14 protein-coding genes and 1 pseudogene are annotated in these 21,020 nt (G+C 41.9%); 2 read left to right on the top strand and 13 right to left on the bottom strand.

Annotated features, from left to right (window positions below):
• Window positions 1-589: 589 nt before the first annotated feature.
• From essA to ACZ9AO_RS22915, 7 genes are all read right to left on the bottom strand, one after another.
• The gene (gene essA, locus ACZ9AO_RS22945) at window positions 590-1,072 is read right to left on the bottom strand and encodes a type VII secretion protein EssA (protein ID WP_251542903.1); all 483 of its coding nucleotides are present in this window, start codon (window positions 1,070-1,072) and stop codon (window positions 590-592) included.
• Window positions 1,059-3,986 carry a type VII secretion protein EsaA gene (esaA, locus tag ACZ9AO_RS22940; RefSeq protein WP_251542901.1) on the bottom strand — a complete coding sequence of 976 codons (2,928 nt, stop codon included), beginning with the start codon at window positions 3,984-3,986 and terminating at the stop codon, window positions 1,059-1,061. Before esaA ends, essA begins: the two co-directional genes overlap by 14 nt.
• Entirely contained in the window at window positions 3,979-8,460 is a 4,482-nt protein-coding gene (essC, locus tag ACZ9AO_RS22935) for a type VII secretion protein EssC (RefSeq protein ID WP_476110651.1), read from the bottom strand. The genes esaA and essC overlap by 8 nt, the downstream gene beginning before the upstream one ends.
• 30 nt (window positions 8,461-8,490) lie before the next feature.
• The gene (essB, locus tag ACZ9AO_RS22930) at window positions 8,491-9,834 is read right to left on the bottom strand and encodes a type VII secretion protein EssB (RefSeq protein WP_476110649.1); all 1,344 of its coding nucleotides are present in this window, start codon (window positions 9,832-9,834) and stop codon (window positions 8,491-8,493) included.
• Window positions 9,835-9,904: 70 nt separating this feature from the next.
• Entirely contained in the window at window positions 9,905-10,144 is a 240-nt protein-coding gene (gene yukD / locus ACZ9AO_RS22925) for an ESX secretion system protein YukD (RefSeq protein WP_053537134.1), read from the bottom strand.
• Between the two features lie 95 nt (window positions 10,145-10,239).
• Complete coding sequence (locus ACZ9AO_RS22920) at window positions 10,240-10,530, bottom strand: WXG100 family type VII secretion target (protein ID WP_034306171.1); 291 nt, start codon at window positions 10,528-10,530, stop codon at window positions 10,240-10,242.
• Window positions 10,531-11,044: 514 nt separating this feature from the next.
• Window positions 11,045-11,959 (bottom strand): nucleoside hydrolase, encoded by a 915-nt coding sequence (locus tag ACZ9AO_RS22915; RefSeq protein ID WP_476110662.1) that lies wholly within the window; start codon window positions 11,957-11,959, stop codon window positions 11,045-11,047.
• Between the two features lie 311 nt (window positions 11,960-12,270).
• Between ACZ9AO_RS22915 and ACZ9AO_RS22910 the strand changes: the two genes are divergently transcribed.
• Window positions 12,271-12,453: a hypothetical protein gene (locus ACZ9AO_RS22910; RefSeq protein ID WP_048689530.1), complete on the top strand. Its 183-nt coding sequence runs from the start codon at window positions 12,271-12,273 to the stop codon at window positions 12,451-12,453.
• Between the two features lie 64 nt (window positions 12,454-12,517).
• Here the strand turns inward: ACZ9AO_RS22910 and ACZ9AO_RS22905 are convergent, their stop codons facing one another.
• From ACZ9AO_RS22905 to ACZ9AO_RS22880, 6 genes are all read right to left on the bottom strand, one after another.
• Window positions 12,518-14,245 carry a glycine betaine ABC transporter substrate-binding protein gene (locus ACZ9AO_RS22905; protein ID WP_476110647.1) on the bottom strand — a complete coding sequence of 576 codons (1,728 nt, stop codon included), beginning with the start codon at window positions 14,243-14,245 and terminating at the stop codon, window positions 12,518-12,520.
• Window positions 14,246-14,249: 4 nt separating this feature from the next.
• Window positions 14,250-15,455 carry a quaternary amine ABC transporter ATP-binding protein gene (locus ACZ9AO_RS22900; protein ID WP_318292626.1) on the bottom strand — a complete coding sequence of 402 codons (1,206 nt, stop codon included), beginning with the start codon at window positions 15,453-15,455 and terminating at the stop codon, window positions 14,250-14,252.
• Between the two features lie 978 nt (window positions 15,456-16,433).
• Window positions 16,434-17,831 carry an amino acid permease gene (locus tag ACZ9AO_RS22895; RefSeq protein WP_081088805.1) on the bottom strand — a complete coding sequence of 466 codons (1,398 nt, stop codon included), beginning with the start codon at window positions 17,829-17,831 and terminating at the stop codon, window positions 16,434-16,436.
• A 325-nt stretch (window positions 17,832-18,156) separates the two neighbouring features.
• On the bottom strand, window positions 18,157-19,674 hold the full coding sequence (gene hutH, locus ACZ9AO_RS22890) for a histidine ammonia-lyase (RefSeq protein ID WP_034306584.1): 1,518 nt from the start codon (window positions 19,672-19,674) through the stop codon (window positions 18,157-18,159).
• A 114-nt stretch (window positions 19,675-19,788) separates the two neighbouring features.
• Window positions 19,789-20,238, bottom strand: a complete 450-nt coding sequence (gene hutP, locus ACZ9AO_RS22885) for a hut operon transcriptional regulator HutP (protein WP_251542891.1) — start codon at window positions 20,236-20,238, stop codon at window positions 19,789-19,791.
• 235 nt (window positions 20,239-20,473) lie between these two features.
• Entirely contained in the window at window positions 20,474-20,581 is a 108-nt protein-coding gene (locus ACZ9AO_RS22880; protein ID WP_476110644.1) for an iron chelate uptake ABC transporter family permease subunit, read from the bottom strand.
• Between ACZ9AO_RS22880 and ACZ9AO_RS22875 the strand changes: the two are divergent.
• Window positions 20,532-20,966, top strand: a pseudogene (locus tag ACZ9AO_RS22875) (ATP-binding cassette domain-containing protein); the annotation flags it as partial. The gene ACZ9AO_RS22880 and the pseudogene ACZ9AO_RS22875 overlap by 50 nt on opposite strands.
• Window positions 20,967-21,020 lie beyond the last annotated feature (54 nt).

Here is a 21,020-nt window from a genome sequence, read left to right as displayed (position 1 = left end):
TCTCTACCTCCCGGGATTCACATTATCACTATTATTTCATGTCTTCTCTATATCACATATTTTACATTAAGACCCAATTGAACCTTACATTGTAAGTTTACTAGATAATCGGAAAACCATAAACGAATTTGTTCTAAAAATATTAATGCGGCTTACTGAAAAAGGTATGGTTAACTGTTTGCTAAGTGAATATGAACCTTGCAGAAAAAGGTCAGCCTTGTCAGCTTAAAAGGGAAATCGGTTTAAAACCGAAGCTGTTGAACCCGCAGCAAAGACTGTTTATCCTGATTTGTTCAAATAACAAGAAAGGAGGATGCCCAATAATGGCGCATCCTTTTCCTTTTTCCCTCTCCGGTCATCAGGGCAATGAAGCCTCGGCCTTCCGATCTGTATATTCTTAAGTAAACTTCTATTCTGTCTTGTTTATGCTAAAATGAATGCAATCCACTCCTAAGATATAAGAGGTACTGATCATGTATAAAAAATTCTTCATTTTGATCTTCGCAGCCGCCCTTCTTTTAGGGCTTATTAAAACCGTTATGGATATGTAGTTAAAACAGCCCGATTCCTGAGGGGAATCGGGCTGTTTTCATTTTCGTTTAACCTCTCCATTCAGCTTCCCCATTTTCGGGATAAGGATAAAAAACAAACAAACGACCAAAAGTGCCAAAACGATGCCTAGCAATATCGTCAGGTCAAAATTAAGCGAAGGCTCTGTTTCTTCTTCGTTTCTCGTTGGAATGCGGACCTCCGAGAATAATCCAAGCTGTTCTGATTTTGAAGCGATGGTATTATTTTGATTCTCCATTACAGGAGACAGAAACAGTGAGTCCTTCACCGAGTCAATGGCATCATATTTCCCTCTTTCAAAAGTGAGGTCCTTTTGTTCTTCAGGCAGTTTCCGCTTCTGTTCCAACAATCCTTCTTCATGGAAATACTCCGTTTGAATATCAATATCGTTTTCTTGATATTCATTGGGCTCCACCATCGGTTCCTCTTCCGCCCCGCCATGAGGTGCATGGCTAAAAAACAGGATGAGCAAGACAGGCATTACGTATTTATTCCACTTCATGGGCCATTGCTCTTCTTTCTGCAAGACGCTTCACTATATATGGAATGACCGTTGCGATAAGCGTCAGTACAATCAAGATGATACTAGCCGGAATGAATGCCGACTGATTACCGAATTGAATGGACATGTATACGTCCGCAACAGGGTGGTCTACATTGAAATTAGGCATGATTAAATCCAATAATGGAATGGTAAAGAAACTGATCAAACCAATCACCAGGATAGCACCGACAAACGGCCCAATCGAGAAGGCAAGTCGGGTAAACGCTGAACAGAAGAATAAAAGCAGGACGGTGAAGACGGTCCATTTAATCTCCTGCATATCTCCCAGTGGATAGATCTTCAAGCCATACATGCTGATGATTAAACCTACGATCAGATTCAATAAGGTAAACAAGGCCGCATGGACCATCATTGGAATGGTTTCATAATGATGCAGGAAGAAACCGATCAATATCCCAGAAATGAGTATGATCACCAACATGACGATCGGCGGGATATTAACCTTTTCCTGATGAAGGACCTCCCCGCTGATTTGTACGGGATTCGCTAAATATTCGTACACATACCCGTTCTCCTGATCATCGACTAGAGTGTTGTTCAAGACGCTATATACGTCCGTCTTGATTTTTTCGGTTGAGTCTACATTTTGGGACCAATTATCATTAAGCTGATCGGCCCTTTCCTGCACGGACCCCACTTTCGCTTGCAGGTCTGCTGTATCCTTCGTGACCGTTTCCTGTCTTTCCGCTACAGAATTGACAAGCTCGGAAATGAAGCCGACCGTTGTTGCCGTATTGCCTTGAAGTGATACAAACATTTCTCCATCAAGGTTAACTGGCGGTTCGGCCTCCATCTCAGGAACTTCCATATCATCCGACAAATTGGCAGACACTTCTTGAGCCTTGCCGGAAATTGCCGCCAATTCAGCTAAAGTGGCTTTTTGCCCCGTTTCAACGTTAGCATCATATTCTTTCATATAACCCATAATGGATTCCGAGAACATCCCGAAGTTCTCATTGACTCCTGCTAAACTGGCTTTAACGAGTTTCGCTTCTTCATCTACATTTCCGGAAACCCCATTTTTCAAGTTTTCCAATTCTTTTATATTGGCTGCAAATATCTTATCTACATTTGCTTCGGTGACTCTTTCAGCCAATTCACCATAAGATGAGAGTGAACCGTAATAGGCAAGGAGGGCAGTTGAATCCCGATTGGTGATAGGATTCTCGAAGGCCTTCACAAGCACCGCTCGCCTTTCTCCCCCCACTTTTTCCAGAAGTGACTGTTCGAGAGTCTTGATTTCTGCGATGGCCTCTTCGATTGTCATACTCTGGATGTCCTGTAATTTTTGAATATCTTCCTGTGACTTTTTCCATTGGTCGCCTAAATCCTTATAATTCGTGCCGAGTTCATTATAATCAGCTTGTAATTGCGTAAACTGCGCCAGCAGGTCATTATATGAATCTACCAGTGTATTAAACTCCGTTATCACTTGGTTATAATTCCCCGTTCTGCCGCTTACCGTTCCGCTGAGATTATTGATTTCCGTTTGGAGTTCCGCTGTAAGGATGTTGAGTTGTTCAGCAGCTCCTTCACTTCCTTCTGCCGGCACCAAACTTTCAAGTGCCGTGTTGATCCCATTGATTTGATCCAGCAGTACCTGCAGAGACAGTTCATCAACCGGGTCCTTCTTGTCAGGTGCAGCAGCTGATTCACCTTTTCCCGTTTCCGTTTCAATATCCTCTATAGGCGTCGTTCCTTCACCTATATCCTCCCCATCACCAGAGCTGCTTGCAAGATTTCCTCTTTGCATAAGCAAGGTTGACTGAAGGTTATCAAGACCCGCCTCTTCCGATTGTTTCAATTGTTCAATCGAGCTTTGTTGATCTTGGGTGATTTTCGTAATTTGTTCTACTTGTTCGTCTTTCATGCTTGTTGAAAATTGTTCCAATTCATTACTACTGGAATCAAGTTTCTGCTGCATGATTCCAACATTTTCTCTAATGCCTTGATCATTAAGGCTGTATTTCGTATGCATCCCTTGCTGAATCTCTGGTATAGATTGATTCCCCTCATTCAACACCTTGTCGTATGACTGCACACTCTCCATGACAAGCTGTTGATTTTGGGCAGAGGCCTTCTCAAAAAGGATACTTTGAGCTTTTTGATATTCCTCAAAAGAAACAACATCTTTCACAAATGAAGCCATTTGAGTCTTCGTGTCCCCTATTTCATCCATTGTTTCAGTACTTGTTTTGCCAGCATCTTTCGTCTCGGCAAAAACTCCTTCAAGCATGTCCTTATGCTGCTTGATTTCGCCTGCAAGACTTTCCGAGCTTGGAGTATAAAACTCATACATCGTGTTTTGAAAAGCGATTTCTTTAGCAAGGACATTATCGAACTTCTTACGGATGTCCTCGACTGATTGGGAAACATAGCTCCAATACTGTGTTGAAATATGCTTATTCATTTTGCTCTTTGTTTTCTCTAATTCCTTTTGTACCTTTTCCATGTTCTCTGCATTCAAACTGGGTTGTACCTTGTACTTTATCCCCGCCTTGACAGGCTGTTCATCATCGAACGTATAAATATTCTCTGAAAAATCGGATGGAAAATATATGACTGCATCGTACTTTTCATTTGCAAGTCCACTTTCCGCCGTACTTCTATTTACCACAAACCACTCATATTCAGAATCCTTGTCCAGTGTAGTAACAAGCTCTGAGCCCATGTAAATGGGGTTATTGTTAAATTCTGTCCCATTATCTTCATTTACAATGGCGATTTCGCGAGAAGCCGTTTCCGTCTTTTTCATTGGATTTTGGCCAATATAAGAAAAAAACAAGATTGGCAGCGCTAAGATCACCAGTATTTTACCGATTAACAGCATCGGTTTTATTTTTTCAGACACTCTCTTGCACTCTCCTTCTTTCTTCACTTAGCGGAATTTGGATTTTACATTCCTGGCCATTCAGCACAAAGTATCCGTAACCCGGCTGTATTTCTTCTTCTTTTCTGGAATAGGAGAGGGTGTACAAGCTTTGGTCCGATTTTTTAAGAAGCAAAACAGCCTGTCTGACTTGTTTCAGTTCGGTTGTCAACGAATCATACCCCTTCGTGAAGTCGTTGGCATTTCCAGCGACAATCAGACTAAACCCGAGATGGCTGTATTGTTTCATCAAACTGCTGATCCTATCCTGAATCCTGCCGTCTATCGTTTGTTGGATCCTTGAAATGCTATCTATGACAAATATGACCGGTGGGAATTCCAGTTGCTTCATCGGTTTCAATTCCAATGCCGCAAGATAACTTCGCTCACGTTCTTCAAATATTCCAGTGATATGATCGAGCCATTCGGTTATCCGCTCTTTTGTTTCCACATAGCTCACCTTCTCCTCAAAAGCATAAGAAGATAGGCCGCGATCCACTCCGTCAAATAATCCAATTTCGCCGACCGCCTGTGTAAGCAACGATTCCAGCAGCACTTTAAGGACATTCGTTTTCCCTTTACGTGACTGTCCTACGACAAGCAGGAATGGATTGGAATTCAACTCCACGAATACAGGTGTAACGCTTTCCTCTGAAAGCCCGATTGGAATGGTATCCTTCTTAATGGTTTGTGAGCAGTAACTCTTGAAGCAGCTGGAATCAAGACGTGCCGGTAACATCCGAATCGCCGGCGGTTTGTCCATTTCCTTATATTTAACCTTATGATCTGCCACAGCTTGTTTCATTTCTTCCAAAACCGCTATATCATCCGCTCCATCGGCTGGTAAGTAAATCTGGGTGAGATAGGTTTGGTCCTTTTTCACCAACGCCCTGCCAGGAACAGGTTCATTTTCATAAGGGGTTCTCCCCAAAACTGAATATTTTTCCGAACTGTCCATTAAGTAATGGACGACCTTCGTCTTAAGGCTATTCATTAACGGCTGGCGAATCGCATTGATTCTCGTTGCCGTTAAAATCATGAAGATTCCAAGTGATTGTCCATCACGTGCAAACTGAACGAATTGGGCTTCCTGATCCTGCATCTCATCCTTCACTATGTCAAAATTGTCGACCACGATATAAATAATCGGCAATTTATCTTCCACCAATGCATTATAGAGCTTTATGTTACTAAGCTCCTTTTCTGAAAAAAGCTGCTTACGCCTTTCCATTTCCGCCTTCATGAATAACATGAATTTTTCGATTTTCCTTAACTCGTCGAACCTAAAGTATTCCCCAGTATGAGGCAGCTGGCGCATTGGCAGTAAAGCGCTATTCCCGAAGTCGAAAATATAATAATGCAGTTCTTCAGGAGTGAATTGATCTGCAAAACTAAAAAGAAGTGTCAAAACGGTGGTTGACTTGCCGTACCCGGAAGAACCAAAAACCCCAATATTCCCATCGTCAATCCAGTTATAGACATAATTGGTCTGGCTTTGCAATTCGGGCTCATCCTTCATTCCCAGGTGGAATTGATTCATCGTCAGGCTTCTCTCAGGGTTTCTTGATAAACGATCTGAAAGAGGCGGCAGCCATGGGCTTGCCAACTTCTTAATCTCCATTTCTTCCTGTATCGCCACAATTCGATCCGCCACGGCTTCAATTTCACTAATCTTTTCTTTCCTCTTATTAGTGACCTGTTCCGATACATTTGAGATTTGAACAAGACCGAGGTCCGTGACAAGTGCCACTTCATCCTCAGATCCAACCGTATCCTCTAAATATGGGGCACCGCTCCACGCAGACTGGAACAATTCATAAACCTCGTTATTTCCAACCTGCAAATATCCCCGTCCGGTGACAGTAATATTTGCCGCATCGCTATTTTTAAGAATTTCTTTACTATCACTGGCATCCTGCACTTTCAAGGAAATTTTAAAACGGGCATTGCTCCAAATCTGGTTATCAATTACACCGCCCGGCTTTTGTGTAGCAAGAATTAAATGAACTCCCAAGCTCCGTCCAATTCGCGCCGTACTCACTAATTCGCGGATGAAATCGGGTTCTTCGTTTTTAAGTTCCGCAAACTCATCTGATATCAAAAATAGGTGCGGTAACGGTTCATCCGCCTTGCCTTCTTTGTATAAGTCCGTGTAATCGTTGATATGATTGACTTCGTATCGATCAAACATGCGCTGGCGTTTCTTCAATTCACTATTGATGGATGCTAGTGCCCTGGCACTGAAGTTCTTGCTTCCCTCAATATTCGTAATGACTCCCAGCAGATGCGGAATCTGCCTGAATGGCTGTGCCATTCCACCGCCTTTATAATCAATGAGCAAAAAGGCAACTTCATGTGGATGATAATGAACGGCTAATGATAGGATGTAGGTTTGCAGTAATTCACTTTTCCCCGATCCTGTCGTTCCGGCAACCAATCCATGGGGGCCATGCGCCTTTTCATGCAAGTTCAATTCAACCCTATCCGTTTTCCCTTTCAATCCAATCGGAACTGCCAAGGATTTGGAAGACAGATTGGTTCGCCAGTTTTGGCTGATGGGCAGATCTTCCACTTCACGAGCTTTCAATAATTCAAGGAATGAAACCGTTTCTGGTATGGAATTGTTCATGCCTTTTTGATGATCTAATGAACGGAGCGTACGTGCATAACGCTCATTTCCTTCTTTTGAATGTGCATCAAGTTTAAAAGGAGTATGAACGGCCTTCGTTTGCTGGATGAGAATCTCACCCTCAAAATCATTGATGTACTTAACAAGCGTATGGACATTTTCCGTCAAACTTTCTTTTGCATCCGCTGCAAAAATCGTCGAGATGCCTAAATCGTCCGTTTTGCCTTCTAAATATTCCAATATGACATGCTCAGCAATTAAATTACGATCCGTGACAATAAAGACAAAGTGGGGAGTGAATCTCACTTTCCCTTTGTTCTCATCCAAATCTCTTTCCCTCAATAGCTGATAAATCGAGGTCAGCAGCTGGTCACGTGATTGCTCATTATATATGAATCCTTTTGCATAGGCATGCGGCAATTGAAAATGAGGGAGCCATTTCATCCATTCCCATTCCTGATAATCCTTTTCCGGAAAGATGGCGACAAATCGAACATCATGATAACTATGAAAAAAGGCCAGTTGCCCAATCAATTGCTGCAGCTCCCGTTTAACAATCGATTCCTTTCCGACCAGGCCCATCGATCCGTTTGATAAATCGATCGATAAAGGAAGATCTTCCAAGTTTTTGTACACATCCACAAGTTCCTGCGACTGCTCAAGTAAATCATCTATATCCCGATTGGACATATCGCTGCTATTTACCGACACCTGATAACTTGAGGGTATGGTCGCCGTTCCGATCTTAAAGTGCAGAGCATCTTCACTTTCCAGAGTTCGTTCCCATATACGATCGCTAATACTATCAGTTAGAAGCTTCATCCTTTCAAAGGAGGGGTAATGATAGAACAGCACATTCTTTTGTTTTTCAGACAGCTCTTGAAGTTCTTCCCTCTTCTGCTCTAGATACCTGGTATATACACGTTGGCGTTTTTCTTCTCTGAATTTTTGCTTCTTTTTGTCTTTAAAGTATTGAACCGTCGAGGTAACTAAAGTCGTCGTGAACATCACAATCGATATGATGATGAAAATGCCCCGCGGCTGAATGACCGTGATGACCCCCATGACGATCAGCATCATTAAAGGCGGCATAAGGATTAACCATAACCCTCTATTATTATCTTCCGCTTCTTGGCTCGGAAAAGATATCGTCACTTTCTCATCCGGCAATTCGTAGATCATCCTTGGTGTCCGGCGATACTGTGGATAGTTTTTTTTCATTTCAGAGATTGGCTTCTTCATTTTAGCTAATGATGTTTCATAACTTTCGGCGCTATGAATCATCAATAAGTCGCCTTCAATCAACCTCAGCACCATATGCGGCCAGCAAACCAGATCACCATTTTGGATGGGAACAGCCTTCGTTACCCTTTCACCATTCAGGAATATCCTGCCATTTCCCTCTGGCATTAGGTGCCACTGCCCTTTATGCAGCACAAGGGAAAAGTCATTGCCGGAAACGGGTCCTTCTTTACGAATGGTCGCTCCCGCCTTGTCCGATAAAGTGATTTCTTTCAAGTTGCCTATATAATAGAGGCTTTCTTCCAATTCCCCTGACGTATAAAAAATCTCGACCGTTTCTTCTCCTTCTTGAAAGGTGAAGCTATGGAATGGCTTTACATCGCCAAGCTTCTTGCCCTCTCTAAACACCTCATATTCATCAAGTCCCTCATGTTTTTTCAGCTTGATAGGACCTTGTTCAAAAGGAATGGAATAAACGGTGATCGTATCCTGTTTTGATGGCCCAATCGAAATTGGACCGTTATGATTATCCTTGATCGTAAAGGATTGGTAGGTCCCACTAGAATAAATCCATAATAAACTCATTAAATCTCACCTCCGCAAAAGGCCCATTGCTCACTCTTTGCTTTTCTCTTTTTCTTCAGTTGATTTTTTGGAGGAATCCTTACTTTCTTCTTTTCCCCCAGAAGCAGGTTCGTTTTCCGCTTCTTCTTTTACAGCAGGTTTTGCTTCCGCTGCGCCTTTATCCTCTACATTCGAATCTGTTGCAGCAGGGTTCTGACCTTGCTGTTCCTCCATTTGCTTATCCAATTCCTTTTTTTCCTTTTCATATTGGGACAGCTCAGTATCGACTTCTTTAATTTGCGTTTCCTTTTCTTCCCCAGATAGGCTATCGTCCAACTTAATCTGTTCTTTCTGGTTTACCAGCCCATACATAATCAATTCGCGATCCTCCATGATTCTCGCCAAATCGATCGCTTCCTCGCTCATGCCCCTGCCTATATAAATCCAATATAGGAGATACTGACTATCCGTTTGCAACGTGATTGCATTTTCCACGTTTTTCCTGGCCGCTCCCTCCAATGGTTCATAAGTGACGTAGGACTTCGCCAGTTCATATTGAACGACATACGGCATCTTTTTCGGATCGTAGTTTTCCAAACGGTCAATGACTTCACTGTATTTTTGTTTTAAGAAGCTTTCACCGCTTTCTACATATGCTTCCTGCTTAGGGTGTGAGAAGAATAGTGTGTAAATCGTAAACAATAGCAGTGGCACGAGAACGATCACCGTACCCCAAAGTGTATAACGGCCCGTTTTCCATTTCTTTTCAGGGATATGTACAAATGCCTTTTCTTCCTTCTCTAAAGCTTCTATCCGGTTTTGAATGACCGTGGAAAGTTCATCCCAAGTCCCCGATGACAATATACTTTGTGATTCGTTCGATAGTTTCAGTGTTTTATGGTAAAGCAGATACTCTTCGAATGTATGCTGCCCATCCACAAGCGCCGAAATCGTTGCCTTCGTTTCTTTAAATAACTCATCTTGATTATGCTCATAAGGAGGCAAACTGTCTTTTACGCCATAATGCAGGAAATATGGGGTCAAGCTTGAATCAAAAACGATATTTTCCGGACAGACGACTAGTTGCAGGCGATTCAATTCATGATTCCTTATTTTCTTCAGGATTTGATAAGACGATAACCATTTACTCAATGGATTTTTATCTTTAGCTTTGGAAAAAACAAAAAAAGAGGCTGGTGGATTTACTCTGATCTTCACCTCGTCCTCTGTCACTTCTATATGTTTCTGGAGAGCATCATCCGCTTCATGAATAAGCTGTAATTCCAGTGGGTCCTGCATCGATAGTTTTGCCCGTTGGAAAACGAACGAATGCCCCTTATCATCCTTCATCATTGCAGCTTCTGTTTTTTTCTCCAGATATGGTTTCTCATCCATTTTATGTAACTCCTTTACCCCTGCTAAAGGGCTTTAGACTTTTTTCCTATAATGAGTCCACACCTATCCATTAGAGGATCTCAAGGCGGTCCCCCGTCGTAATTCCGCTATCAAGCAGGGTTTCATAACCTGAACATACGAACTCTTTATTTTGAACCCGCACCCAATAGCCTTCTTTAGGTGCACTGGCAATATCCTTTACCTGCCATATTATCTCCACAACCTTCTTGATGGAGCGGTAATTCGACACTTGCAAATCAAATACTTCCCCTGTATACCTGTTTAAATCGATCGTTAGTTGAATATATATGGAAACCACCTCTTTTAAAGCAAAAAAGCACCACGATCTTCAAAAAGAGTCGCGGCGCTTTTTCCTAGAAATTCTTTTTCTCATTTACCTAATGATTATCCGCGAATTTGACTAGCAATCTGATTATCTGTGTCTTCAAGGATTTGAGCTGATTTATTCAATTGTTGAGAAACTTCATTCAACAAGCGAGCCATATCCATGAATGAAGGCTTTAATTCTTCGTACTGACCTACGAAAGCCTCACTGGAGGAACCTTCCCAAATACCAGTTAAATGATCTCTCATTCTATCTAAACGACCAATCATATCCGTTACTTGTTGGCTCTCATTATCATATTGTCTAGCTACATCTTTCAGTTCTGAAGGTGTTACGCGAATTTGTGACATAGAAAAAACCCTCCTTTTATCTTATATAGTACATTTTAATAGAACCATACATTTTCTGCCATATAAATAAGCGCAAAGTCGAAAAATGGTAAATTATAATTATGCAAAAAAACCTAAATATGGCATTATGAAAGTCTATGTACCTGTTTTCCCAAACCTTTAAACCCATTTTTTAATTATTTTTTAATATTTTACTTTTTTATGGTAAAAAAAGTACCTTATACCCAATATTTCTGAACCGTTATCCATTAATATGGTTTTCACCATAATAATAGTGACTTTCGACTTTCTTTTCTACGAAATTAATCAAACGTTTGATTAAACTCTGAAAAGCAATTTTTATTTATTGATTGAATATAAATCATTTACAAAAGGACATCAGAATGAATGGAAGACCATTTGTACCATGCTATTTTCAACTTTATTCTGACAGGAATCCTTGTCATATAGCGAGAATCGATATATCCAACAGAAACAGGCCAGCTCTTGCCAATGATTCAATTACGTTGCTTAGTCATATAACCCGTTCCAAAAAATGTTTCAAAAACCGCTCACTTTCCACATTCGTACAGACACGGATTCTAGGTTCGCCATCCTTTTGACCGATTGTCCTGCCTGCTTCTTCACCCTCGGTCACCACCTTGACGTTCATCCATTCTGTCCTGACAAAACTTGAATCAATCGCAACCCCGACTGCAAGCGGATCATGAAGGGCGCAGCCACCCAAACCTGGATGGGAGTTTTCATATGCTTTCATATAATAATCGGTCATTTTCGCTAAAAATTCGGCGCTTTCCTTACCAGTGGCACGCCAATCATCAAGCTTCGATTTCATTAGGTATGTTTGCAGGGTCACATCAAGCCCCACTAGGGTGATCGGCAGTCCTGAAGTCAATACCTGATGTGCCGCTTCTGGATCTGATATTATGTTCGCTTCAGCATAAGGGGTTACATTTCCTGGTACGTTTACGGCACCGCCCATAATTACGACCTCTTTTACAAGCGACATGATCATCGGCGCTTTATTGATCGCCAATGCGATGTTAGTCAGTGGTCCAACTGCAATGATCGTAATTTCATGCGGTCGGCTTTGCACTTGATCGATAATGAAATCTACTGCATTTCCTTGTGATGCTTTGATGGTTGGTTCAAACCGAAGGGTATTTCCTAACCCGTCTTCCCCATGAACATGCTTGGGATACCGCTTCTTCCTTCCACGTACCAAAGTTTGGTCAGCACCTTCATATACCGGTATGCGCCTATTTAATTTCTCCAAGACGGCAAGTGTATTACGGGTCGAATCAACAACGGGCACGTTACCAAAGCAAGTGGTGAATCCGAGTACTTCCAATTCAGGGGAATTTAAAGCATATGCCATCGCCATGGCATCATCTATCCCCGTATCTACATCAAATATGATTGGTTTCAATATTTCCACACCTTCCAAAATCACTTTTTGCTTTAACAACTCATTGCTTCTCTTATCTCTTCCTTATGTATAAAGAAACACTGTTTTCCAACTGAATTTTAACATTCAACGATAGCCCAGTTCCACAGAAAGTTAGGAATACTCATAATTCACAAACAAATGACAAGTACAGGCGGTACTTGTATCTACCAGTAAAAATAGTTGACCACCCATAAATATCAATGATATAAAAAGTGAAAAGAAGAAGTTGTACCACGAATTAGTTATGAATACATGCGTTACGAATTTATGATATCCAAGGTGGAAAAAGGATGAAAATGTTTAAGTTGATTGAAGATGTTCCATCTGCGTATAAAAAAGGAACAAAATTCTTTTTAATATCGCATTCTGAATTCATTGGCGTGAAAAGTTATGTATTACTGGCAGAAGACTTGAAAGGAAAGATCGAAGTAACGGAAGAGGAATTGAGGAATAAATTCGTTTCCATCCATTGATTCCCAGCGGCCCATATAAACTTAAAAAAGAGGGAATTCCACTACTGGAATTCCCTCTTCTTTCTTATTTTAAGTCTTCAATTGAATCAATATCGACGTAATCCGGTACGACCAGACCAAGTTTTGTTCCTTTTAAGTTTGGTCCAAGGTCAACCATGTCATCTTTATACTTATTATAGTATTCAAGATGTGTTCCCGGAAGCCATGCAGCCACCATAGCGTCCGCGCTTCCGTTTGCAACGCCAGCAAACATTGGTCCCACTTCAACCTGGCTTAATGTTACATCATAGCCATTCTGCTCCAGTACCTTGCTAATCACATTTGTACTGGCAATTTCAGTGTCCCAGGCAACATAAACCAGTTTGATCTTTTCACCACTTCCTGATTGTGCTCCTTGGGTCCATTTGGACACTTTGTCCTGATTTTTCTTTATCCATTCTTCTGCTGCTTCTGAAGGAGACATCCCATCAGCAACCTTGACCATTACATCTTCCATATCTTTTGTTTCCCAGTAGAATTGATCAAGAATTTTATAGGCACCTGGCGCATCCTGTTCAAGTCCTTTTCTGGCAATGGAATTGATGTTTTCAGCCTTGCCGAAGGATCCATTCGGATCTTCGAGATATTTCAAGTCATATGTTGAGAACATCCAATGCGGTGACCAGCCAGTAACGACGATGGGTTCTTCTTTATCGATTGCTTTTTTCAATTCTGCAACCATCGCTGCCGATGACCCTTCAACCACGTTCCAGTCATCCAGTTTATAATCATCTATAGCCGTTTTAGTCAACTTCATCAATCCTGCTCCAGGTTCAATACCGATGATTTCATAATCGGTTTTGGCAGCAAAACTATTTTTATCCCCGTTCACAGCCGTATCTTTTGTAAAAGTACCGAATAGCGCAGTACCCACAACTAGTAAGGCCAATATTGTAAAAATGATTTTCCTCCTTACGACATGCTCGTAAGCTGGTTTACGAAGGTTTTGCGTGATACGATCGAGTATGATTGCAATGATTACGATGGATAAACCCGCTTCAAATCCTTGCCCAACATTAATTTGGCTGACAGCCCGGTAGACATCCGCCCCAAGTCCGGGTGCTCCAACCAATGAAGCTGTAACTACCATGGATAGTGCCAGCATGATGCTTTGGTTAACTCCTGCCATAATCGTTGGAGTAGCCAATGGTATTTGTACCTTGAATAACTTTTGGCTGCTGGTTGAACCAAAAGCATCAGATGCTTCTATCAGATCATTAGGCACTTCCTGAATCCCAAGATTGGTCATTCGGATTGTCGGTGCAATCGCGAAAATGAATGACGCGATGATTCCAGGCACTACCCCTATTCCAAAGAATAAAATGGAAGGAATCAAATAAACGAAGGCAGGCATCGTTTGCATGAAATCCAAGATTGGGGTTACGATCTTACGTACGGTGTTATTTTGGGCACACCATATTCCGATCGGTATCCCGATCACTATGGTTAAGACTCCTGACAATATAACAATTGCCAGTGTTTGGATACTTGATTCCCAATAACCAAGATTATCAATCAAAAGTAAGCTGACTAATGTAAATAATCCCAATGGCCATCTGCTTGTATAGGTAACCAGAAGGGTCAGGACTATGATTAACACGATGGAAGGTCCAGCACTCATTACATCGACCAGGATATCCAGTAGTCCCTCAATCACATTCGTAATAAGTGTAAATAATCCAGCAAATACAATAGTTATCCAATCCACTAAAGAATCGACCCATGCTCCTAGTGGGATTTTCGGCATATTCATTGAATTATTCACTCTCCATTTCATTCAAGGAATCTTTATTTCCGGCCAAAGCACCGATGACGGCACCGCGAAGAAGAATTCCTTTAATTCTGTTCTGATCATCAATCACTGAGATCGGCAAGCTTGAAGTCGCCATCACATCCATGAGGTTTCCAAGTAATTCATCCTCTTTTACAGTTGGGATATCAGTTGTCATCACTTCAGAAATCGATTGGTTATTACTCATTGCCTGACGTGCCTGTTCAGCAGTCACGGCCCCCAATAACTTCTGCTTCCTATCCACAACGAAAATGCTGGAATACCCTTGTTTGCGCATGATTTCCAAGGCAACCCTCGGGCCTCTGTCCACCGCAATCTTCTCTGGGCGTATCATCACATGAGACGCTGTCAATACTTTTGATAGATCAACATCTTCCACAAACTTCTCGACGAATTCATTGGCTGGATTCATCATGATTTGTTCAGGGGTACCCAATTGAATGACGCTTCCATCTTTCATAAGGGCAATTCTATCCCCGATTCTTAATGCTTCATCAAGATCATGGGTAATGAAAATGATCGTTTTTTTGTATTGATCTTGGATTTGAATCAGTTCATCCTGCATATCCTTACGAATCAATGGATCAAGGGCACTGAACGCTTCATCCATCAGTAGGATATCCGTATCACTGGCGAGTGCCCGGGCTAACCCAACCCTCTGCTGCATACCGCCGCTAAGCTGTGATGGCAGCTGATTTTCGTAGCCTTTCAATCCAACGGCCTCAAGAGCCTTCATCGCATTTTCATGACGTTTCGCTGGATCTACTTTTTGAATTTCGAGCCCGAATTCAGCGTTTTCCAATATCGTTTTATGCGGGAATAAAGCAAAGTTCTGAAATACCATGCTTATTTTCTTTTGTCTGACTTCCCTTAACCGGGCAGCATTCATCTTCACGATATCTTCGTCATCAATTAAGATTTCCCCCAAAGTGGGATCGATCAAACGATTGAACATGCGGATTAAAGTTGATTTCCCGCTTCCGGATAGACCCATGATGACAAAAATTTCGCCGGGATAAATCTCGAAATTAACATTATTCACTCCGACCGTTTGTCCCGTTTCTTTCAAGATTTCCTTTTTCGATTTGCCTTGCTTCAATAAGTCTGTTGCTGCTTTTGGAGATTTGCCAAAAATTTTCGAGACATTTCTGACTTCTACATACGGCTTCATCAAGTCACCTCATTCTAATAGTTGCCCATATGATATTCAGTTTTGCTGAATTCCCCCGTTTTATGCGAGTGATGATTATTAATGCACAAGTATCTTGAAATAACCGAAATTCTACCCCTTCAAAAAAGCGGAAGTGACACTTATTTAGTGGCACAGGGCATACGTGTATAGAAAAATAATCTATATTTATTATTCCCAAGAAGCAATTCTTTACTTGGATTATATTTTGTGTGATAAATTGAGCATTTCAAGTAGGAAAAAAGAGGTGCAATCACAACTGAGGAAACTAGCAGGCACAACATATACCAACTGTAATATAAACGATTTCCACTTAGAGTTTTGTCCTGATGATGGACTTACGACTACCCTCTAAAGTACTTCATTTCCTTTACCAGGTGGAATGATACTTGCAGTGCAGTATAACACCAAAACGCATAGAAATATGATTATGGGATTCCCAATAGGTCTAATGAGCTTTGCAGGGAAAAGAGGTGCAATACAACTGAGGAAACTAACAGGCACAGCATATACCAACTGAAATATAATGGTTTTTTATTTTAGAGTTTTGTTCAGTCCCAACAAACGGATTGAACCTGTAACCCTAAAGTACTTCATTACCTTAACAAAGAATGAATATAAGTTCAAATGATGCGGGACGGAATTCTTGCCTAAAAAGCCCATTTTCGCCATCGATTCTAAAGGTTACGGAAGACTCCAAAAACCTTGATATACCAACACTTCGGCTTCCTATAATCATAAACTCCCAACATCGGCCGCAATTTTTTTTCAGTTTTTTTTAATTCTAAAATCATCCAAAAAGTGGGAAAGGTGATTTTCCGCTTAAAAATCACATGGCAAGATTGGGATTTCACACATTTTTTTATTGGTATGTTCCATATATGGAAATGTGTCACTTATACAGAAAAAACCTTGAAACAACCGATTCATTTCAAGGTTCATGCATATCATCGATACAAACTATTTAGCATTCCTATGTTCATCAAAATCGATTTGGCATTCTTCTAGCGGAGTTACTTTCGTTTTCTTTATGAACTTATAACCAAGCCACATTACCAAAAAGAACGGGATGCCAAGATAAGCAGCGAACACACTGGCCCAGTTAATGTCATCGCCAATAAAGGCTTGATAGTTTTGCGCCAATAATACGAAGAAACAAAGGGCAAAGGAAAATATCGGCCCGAAAGGAAACCATTTTGATTTATAGGGAAGATCGTCCAGTGAATGCCCTTGAGCAATATAAGCTTTTCTAAACCGGTAATGGCTTGCCGCTATACCGAGCCAAAATATAAATCCAGTGACTCCAACCGCATTCATAAGCCAAATATAAATGACTCCATCACCGAAAATGGAAGCAAAAAAGGCCAACATCCCTACAAGTGAAGTGACAACCAATCCCCAAATGGGAACGCCGCGTTTGTTAAGCTTGCCAAAAATACGAGGTGCCAGCCCTTCTTTTGCCATGGAGTACAACATTCGGCTTGTCACGTAAAGACTCGAATTACCTGCGGATAATACGGCTGTCAAAATGATGGCATTCATCACGGAAGCAGCGAATGCCAGTCCCACTTTTTCAAACACCATCGTAAATGGGCTAACCATGATCGTGTGTCCCTGCAGACTGCCATTCGTATAAGGAACGATCAATCCGATAACCAATATGGCCAGGATATAAAAGAGGAAGATTCTCCAAAAAATGCTGCGAACTGCACGTGGTACATTTTTTGCCGGGTCTTCACTTTCACCGGCTGCAACACCGACTATTTCTGTACCTTGAAAAGAAAATCCAGCAGCAATGAAAATACCCAATGTTGCCAAAAAACCACCGGCAAACGGAGCGTCACCTACTGTGAAGTTTTTAAAACCAATCGCCTCTCCATTCATGATCCCGAATATCATCAATATTCCGACAACAATGAAAATGATGATGGTCGCCACTTTGATGAGGGAAAACCAATACTCCCCTTCGCCATATCCTTTAACGGATACGTAATTCAATAAGAATATCAAAACTAAAAACAAAGAACTCCATAAAAAAGACGAGCTGTCGGGAAACCAAAACTTCATAACCATCGTTGCGGCAGATAGTTCCGCGGCAAGAGTCATTGCCCATGTGAACCAATAGTTCCAACCAAGCGCAAACCCTAATGCCGGGTCGATGAAACGTGTAGCATAGGTACTGAAAGCGCCGCTGACCGGCATAAATGATGCCAGTTCTCCAAGGCTTGTCATAATGAAATAAACCATTATGCCTATTACGGTGTAAGCGACCAAAGCACCGCCAGGCCCCGCAGAGTGAATGGCTGGCCCGCTTCCGAGAAACAGCCCTGTTCCAATTGCACCGCCCAGCGAAATCATCGTAAGGTGGCGTGCTTTTAGCTTCCTTTGTAAAGTATTTGAAGGCTGGTTTTTTTCATTTATGACAGGTGGTTGCAATTGCCGATTTTCCAAATTAGATTCCCCTCCAAAAATGCATATTTAATCTAGCACGAATAGGTAAAGTCGATCATTCCATCAATAGTCATTTCCTGCATATATTACTATTTCAAGGTCATTTTCTCTAATGCTTAGACCTTTTTTGGATTTCTGGGATCTATGTAGCATTTACATAAAGATGTTAGGCTTAAAACCCAAGTCAAAGGGCTATAAGCCTAACGTTCATTCGGGTATTCCGAGCTTCATATTAAGTTGTAGGTAAACTCCTATGAATAAATGAATTCCAGTCAATTTGCAGTAACCAGCTTGCCGTTGCTTCAATATCCTTTGAAAAGATACGATCTTGTGTAATGCTTGGAATGAGCTTTCTTGCTTCCGTATAAAACTCTTTTGTAAACGGGGCCATCTTCTCTATTCCACGGTATTCAACCGCTTGTAAGGCACAAATGAGCTCAATCGCCAAAACACGGCGAACATTTTGAATGATTTGATGTGCGTGCCGTGACCCAATCGTTCCCATACTTACATGGTCTTCCTGGTTCGCTGAAGATGGAATGGAATCAACACTTGCAGGATGTGCGAGTGTTTTATTCTCAGAGACTAGGGAAGCTGCACAATATTGCATGATCATCGCTCCAGACTGCAAGCCAGGTGACGGACTCAAGAATGGCGGTAAATCATTCAGCTGAGGATTGACGAGTCGCTCAATCCGGCGCTCTGAAATATTCGCAAGCTCGGCAACAGCGATTTTCATGAAGTCCATCGCAAATGCAATCGGCTGGCCATGGAAGTTCCCCCCTGAAATAACCTTTTCCCCATCGTCAAAAATAAGCGGATTATCCGTCGCGGCATTCATTTCAATTTCCAATTTTTCTTTTACATAATCAAGAGTTTGCCATGACGCCCCATGCACTTGCGGGATGCAGCGGAGGGAATAAGCATCCTGAACCCGCAATTCTCCTTGTTTAGTGATGAGCTGGCTGCCGCTGATCATGCGGCTAATCCGTTCAGCGACCTCTGTTTGCTGGCGGTAACCGCGTGCTAGATGAACATCCGGATCAAAGGCGTCTTCAATGCCGCGTAATCCCTCTAAAGTCAGTGAAGCAATCGCTTCAGTTTGATGAGCCAGCTGTTCGGCTTCAATATAATTTACGAGGCCCATCCCCGTCATGGCCTGTGTTCCGTTAATTAATGCAAGACCTTCTTTTGCTTTAAGTGTCACTGGAAGAATGCCTTCTTTCGATAAAGCTGCAATGGCCTCCATTCGCTCTCCTTTATAAAACACTTCCCCTTCTCCCATCAATACTAGCGCCAAATGTGAAAGCGGTGCCAAGTCCCCGCTTGCCCCAAGAGAACCTTGCTGAGGGATGACCGGGTGGATATGAGCATTCAAAAGATCGATCAAACGTTCAATGACGATAGGACGGACGCCGGAAAACCCTTTTAATAGCGCGTTGGCACGGAGAAGGACCATAGCTCTCGAAACCACCTCTGGAAATGGTTCCCCGACTCCGCACGCATGGGAATGAATCAAATTCCACTGTAGCTGCTCTGCGTCCTCTGCATCAATCAAAACATCGCTGAACTTTCCAAAGCCTGTTGTGATGCCATAGACGACTTTCTTTTGTTTCACGATATTTTCAACCGCTTCGCGGCTTTTTTCCACTTTCTTAACACTCTCGGCTGAAGCAGAGACAAATGCTTCTCCATACAATACTTTTTTCGCTTCTTCAATCGTTAAAGTTTGGCCCGTTAACATAATCATTTCCTGCACCCCTATTCTTTTTTTAAACACACAAAAGGAGGCCATATTGACAGACTTATCCAGTCTATCAATACAGCCCCCTATTTCACTAAATAACTATAGGCTTTTAATTATTTAAATGTGGTTAATTCCCAAGCCGACGGCTTCATGTTCAAATCCCCGAACCGGTGCTCCAATCGTTCCATACACGGCGACAGCAATCCATTCACCTTCGTCCCCGTTTTTAAACGGCCTGCCCCGAACGATGGCAAACCGAAGGCCCGCAGTCCTCAAAAGACCGCCAAGCTCAACTTGGCCGCGTGTCACTCCTTGGAGTGCTTCGATGATCGCATGATACAGCGCATGCATTTCACGATACATATCGGGATTGACTAATCCAAGTCTTTTCGCTGATGTCTCAATGGCCGCAACTATTTTCTGCAGCTCCATTGAACCGACTTTACCTTTTCCATAAAGCCAATCCATCCGCTTAAGGTCATTCGTCAATATGGCTTCTTCTTCTTCGTTCGCAAACGCGTACATGATTGCATGGCGCCCGATTCTTCTGTCGAATTCCTTTGTCATGCAGGTACCTCTTTTACAATTTTCTAAATACACTAATAACTAAATATCATTGTAAGCGGATACAACCTGTTCGGTCAATATATTTTTTAAAATAGTTCTTTTAGGGGATGATTCATCACTCCCGAAAGCCGCCGTACAGCCATCATCTATATCCTTTCTAAGGAACAACCATTCCTGCAAAAAAGCCCATCTTCACTAGCGTCCTGGAAAATGGGCTTTTTTCTGAAAACTATAATTAAATGTTTTTCACGAGTAAGTAGATAAAATACGGCGCTCCTAAAATCGAAACGATAATCCCCACCGGCAATTCCGAGGCAACCGAAGCCCAATTGTACCAAGCCATTGAAGATGCTCAATTAAATGACTTGATCGAACAATTGCCCGAAGGCTTGGAAACGTTGATTGGAGAACGTGGAGTGAAATTATCGGGTGGGCAAAAGCAGCGTGTCTCGATTGCTCGTATATTCCTGAAGAACCCACCGATATTAATCCTTGATGAAGCCACTTCAGCTCTGGACACCGAGACCGAAAAAGCCGTGCAGAAAGCATTGGAGCGACTCTCGATAAATCGGACTACACTTGTCATTGCACATAGATTAGCGACAATTAAACATGCCGATCGAATCATCGTTGTACAAAATGGGGAAATCATCGAACAAGGTGCCCATGATAATTTGCTCCATCAAGACGGCGCATATAAAAACCTGATCCTTGCCCAAACTGTATAGAATAAAGCTTCCAGACATTTTATAGAACAAGAAAAAAGGCCTCCCGACATTAAT

It is taken from the genome of Peribacillus sp. TE19612, assembly GCF_056279465.1.
The sequence above is the reverse complement of the archived record's forward strand: the minus strand, read 5'-3'. Positions and strand labels throughout refer to the sequence as shown.

What these genes read in the sequence shown, in the direction of transcription:
- essA (WP_251542903.1), bottom strand. Translation starts at nt 1,072, where the DNA reads ATGAAGTGGAATAAATACGTAATGCCTGTCTTGCTCATCCTGTTTTTT.
- ACZ9AO_RS22880 (WP_476110644.1), bottom strand. Translation starts at nt 20,581, where the DNA reads ATGGCTTGGTACAATTGGGCTTCGGTTGCCTCGGAATTGCCGGTGGGG.
- ACZ9AO_RS22905 (WP_476110647.1), bottom strand. Translation starts at nt 14,245, where the DNA reads ATGAATATGCCGAAAATCCCACTAGGAGCATGGGTCGATTCTTTAGTG.
- ACZ9AO_RS22910 (WP_048689530.1), top strand. Translation starts at nt 12,271, where the DNA reads ATGAAAATGTTTAAGTTGATTGAAGATGTTCCATCTGCGTATAAAAAA.
- hutP (WP_251542891.1), bottom strand. Translation starts at nt 20,238, where the DNA reads ATGACAAAGGAATTCGACAGAAGAATCGGGCGCCATGCAATCATGTAC.
- ACZ9AO_RS22900 (WP_318292626.1), bottom strand. Translation starts at nt 15,455, where the DNA reads ATGAAGCCGTATGTAGAAGTCAGAAATGTCTCGAAAATTTTTGGCAAA.
- hutH (WP_034306584.1), bottom strand. Translation starts at nt 19,674, where the DNA reads ATGATTATGTTAACGGGCCAAACTTTAACGATTGAAGAAGCGAAAAAA.
- essB (WP_476110649.1), bottom strand. Translation starts at nt 9,834, where the DNA reads ATGGATGAGAAACCATATCTGGAGAAAAAAACAGAAGCTGCAATGATG.
- ACZ9AO_RS22920 (WP_034306171.1), bottom strand. Translation starts at nt 10,530, where the DNA reads ATGTCACAAATTCGCGTAACACCTTCAGAACTGAAAGATGTAGCTAGA.
- ACZ9AO_RS22895 (WP_081088805.1), bottom strand. Translation starts at nt 17,831, where the DNA reads ATGATTTCGCTGGGCGGTGCAATTGGAACAGGGCTGTTTCTCGGAAGC.
- essC (WP_476110651.1), bottom strand. Translation starts at nt 8,460, where the DNA reads ATGAGTTTATTATGGATTTATTCTAGTGGGACCTACCAATCCTTTACG.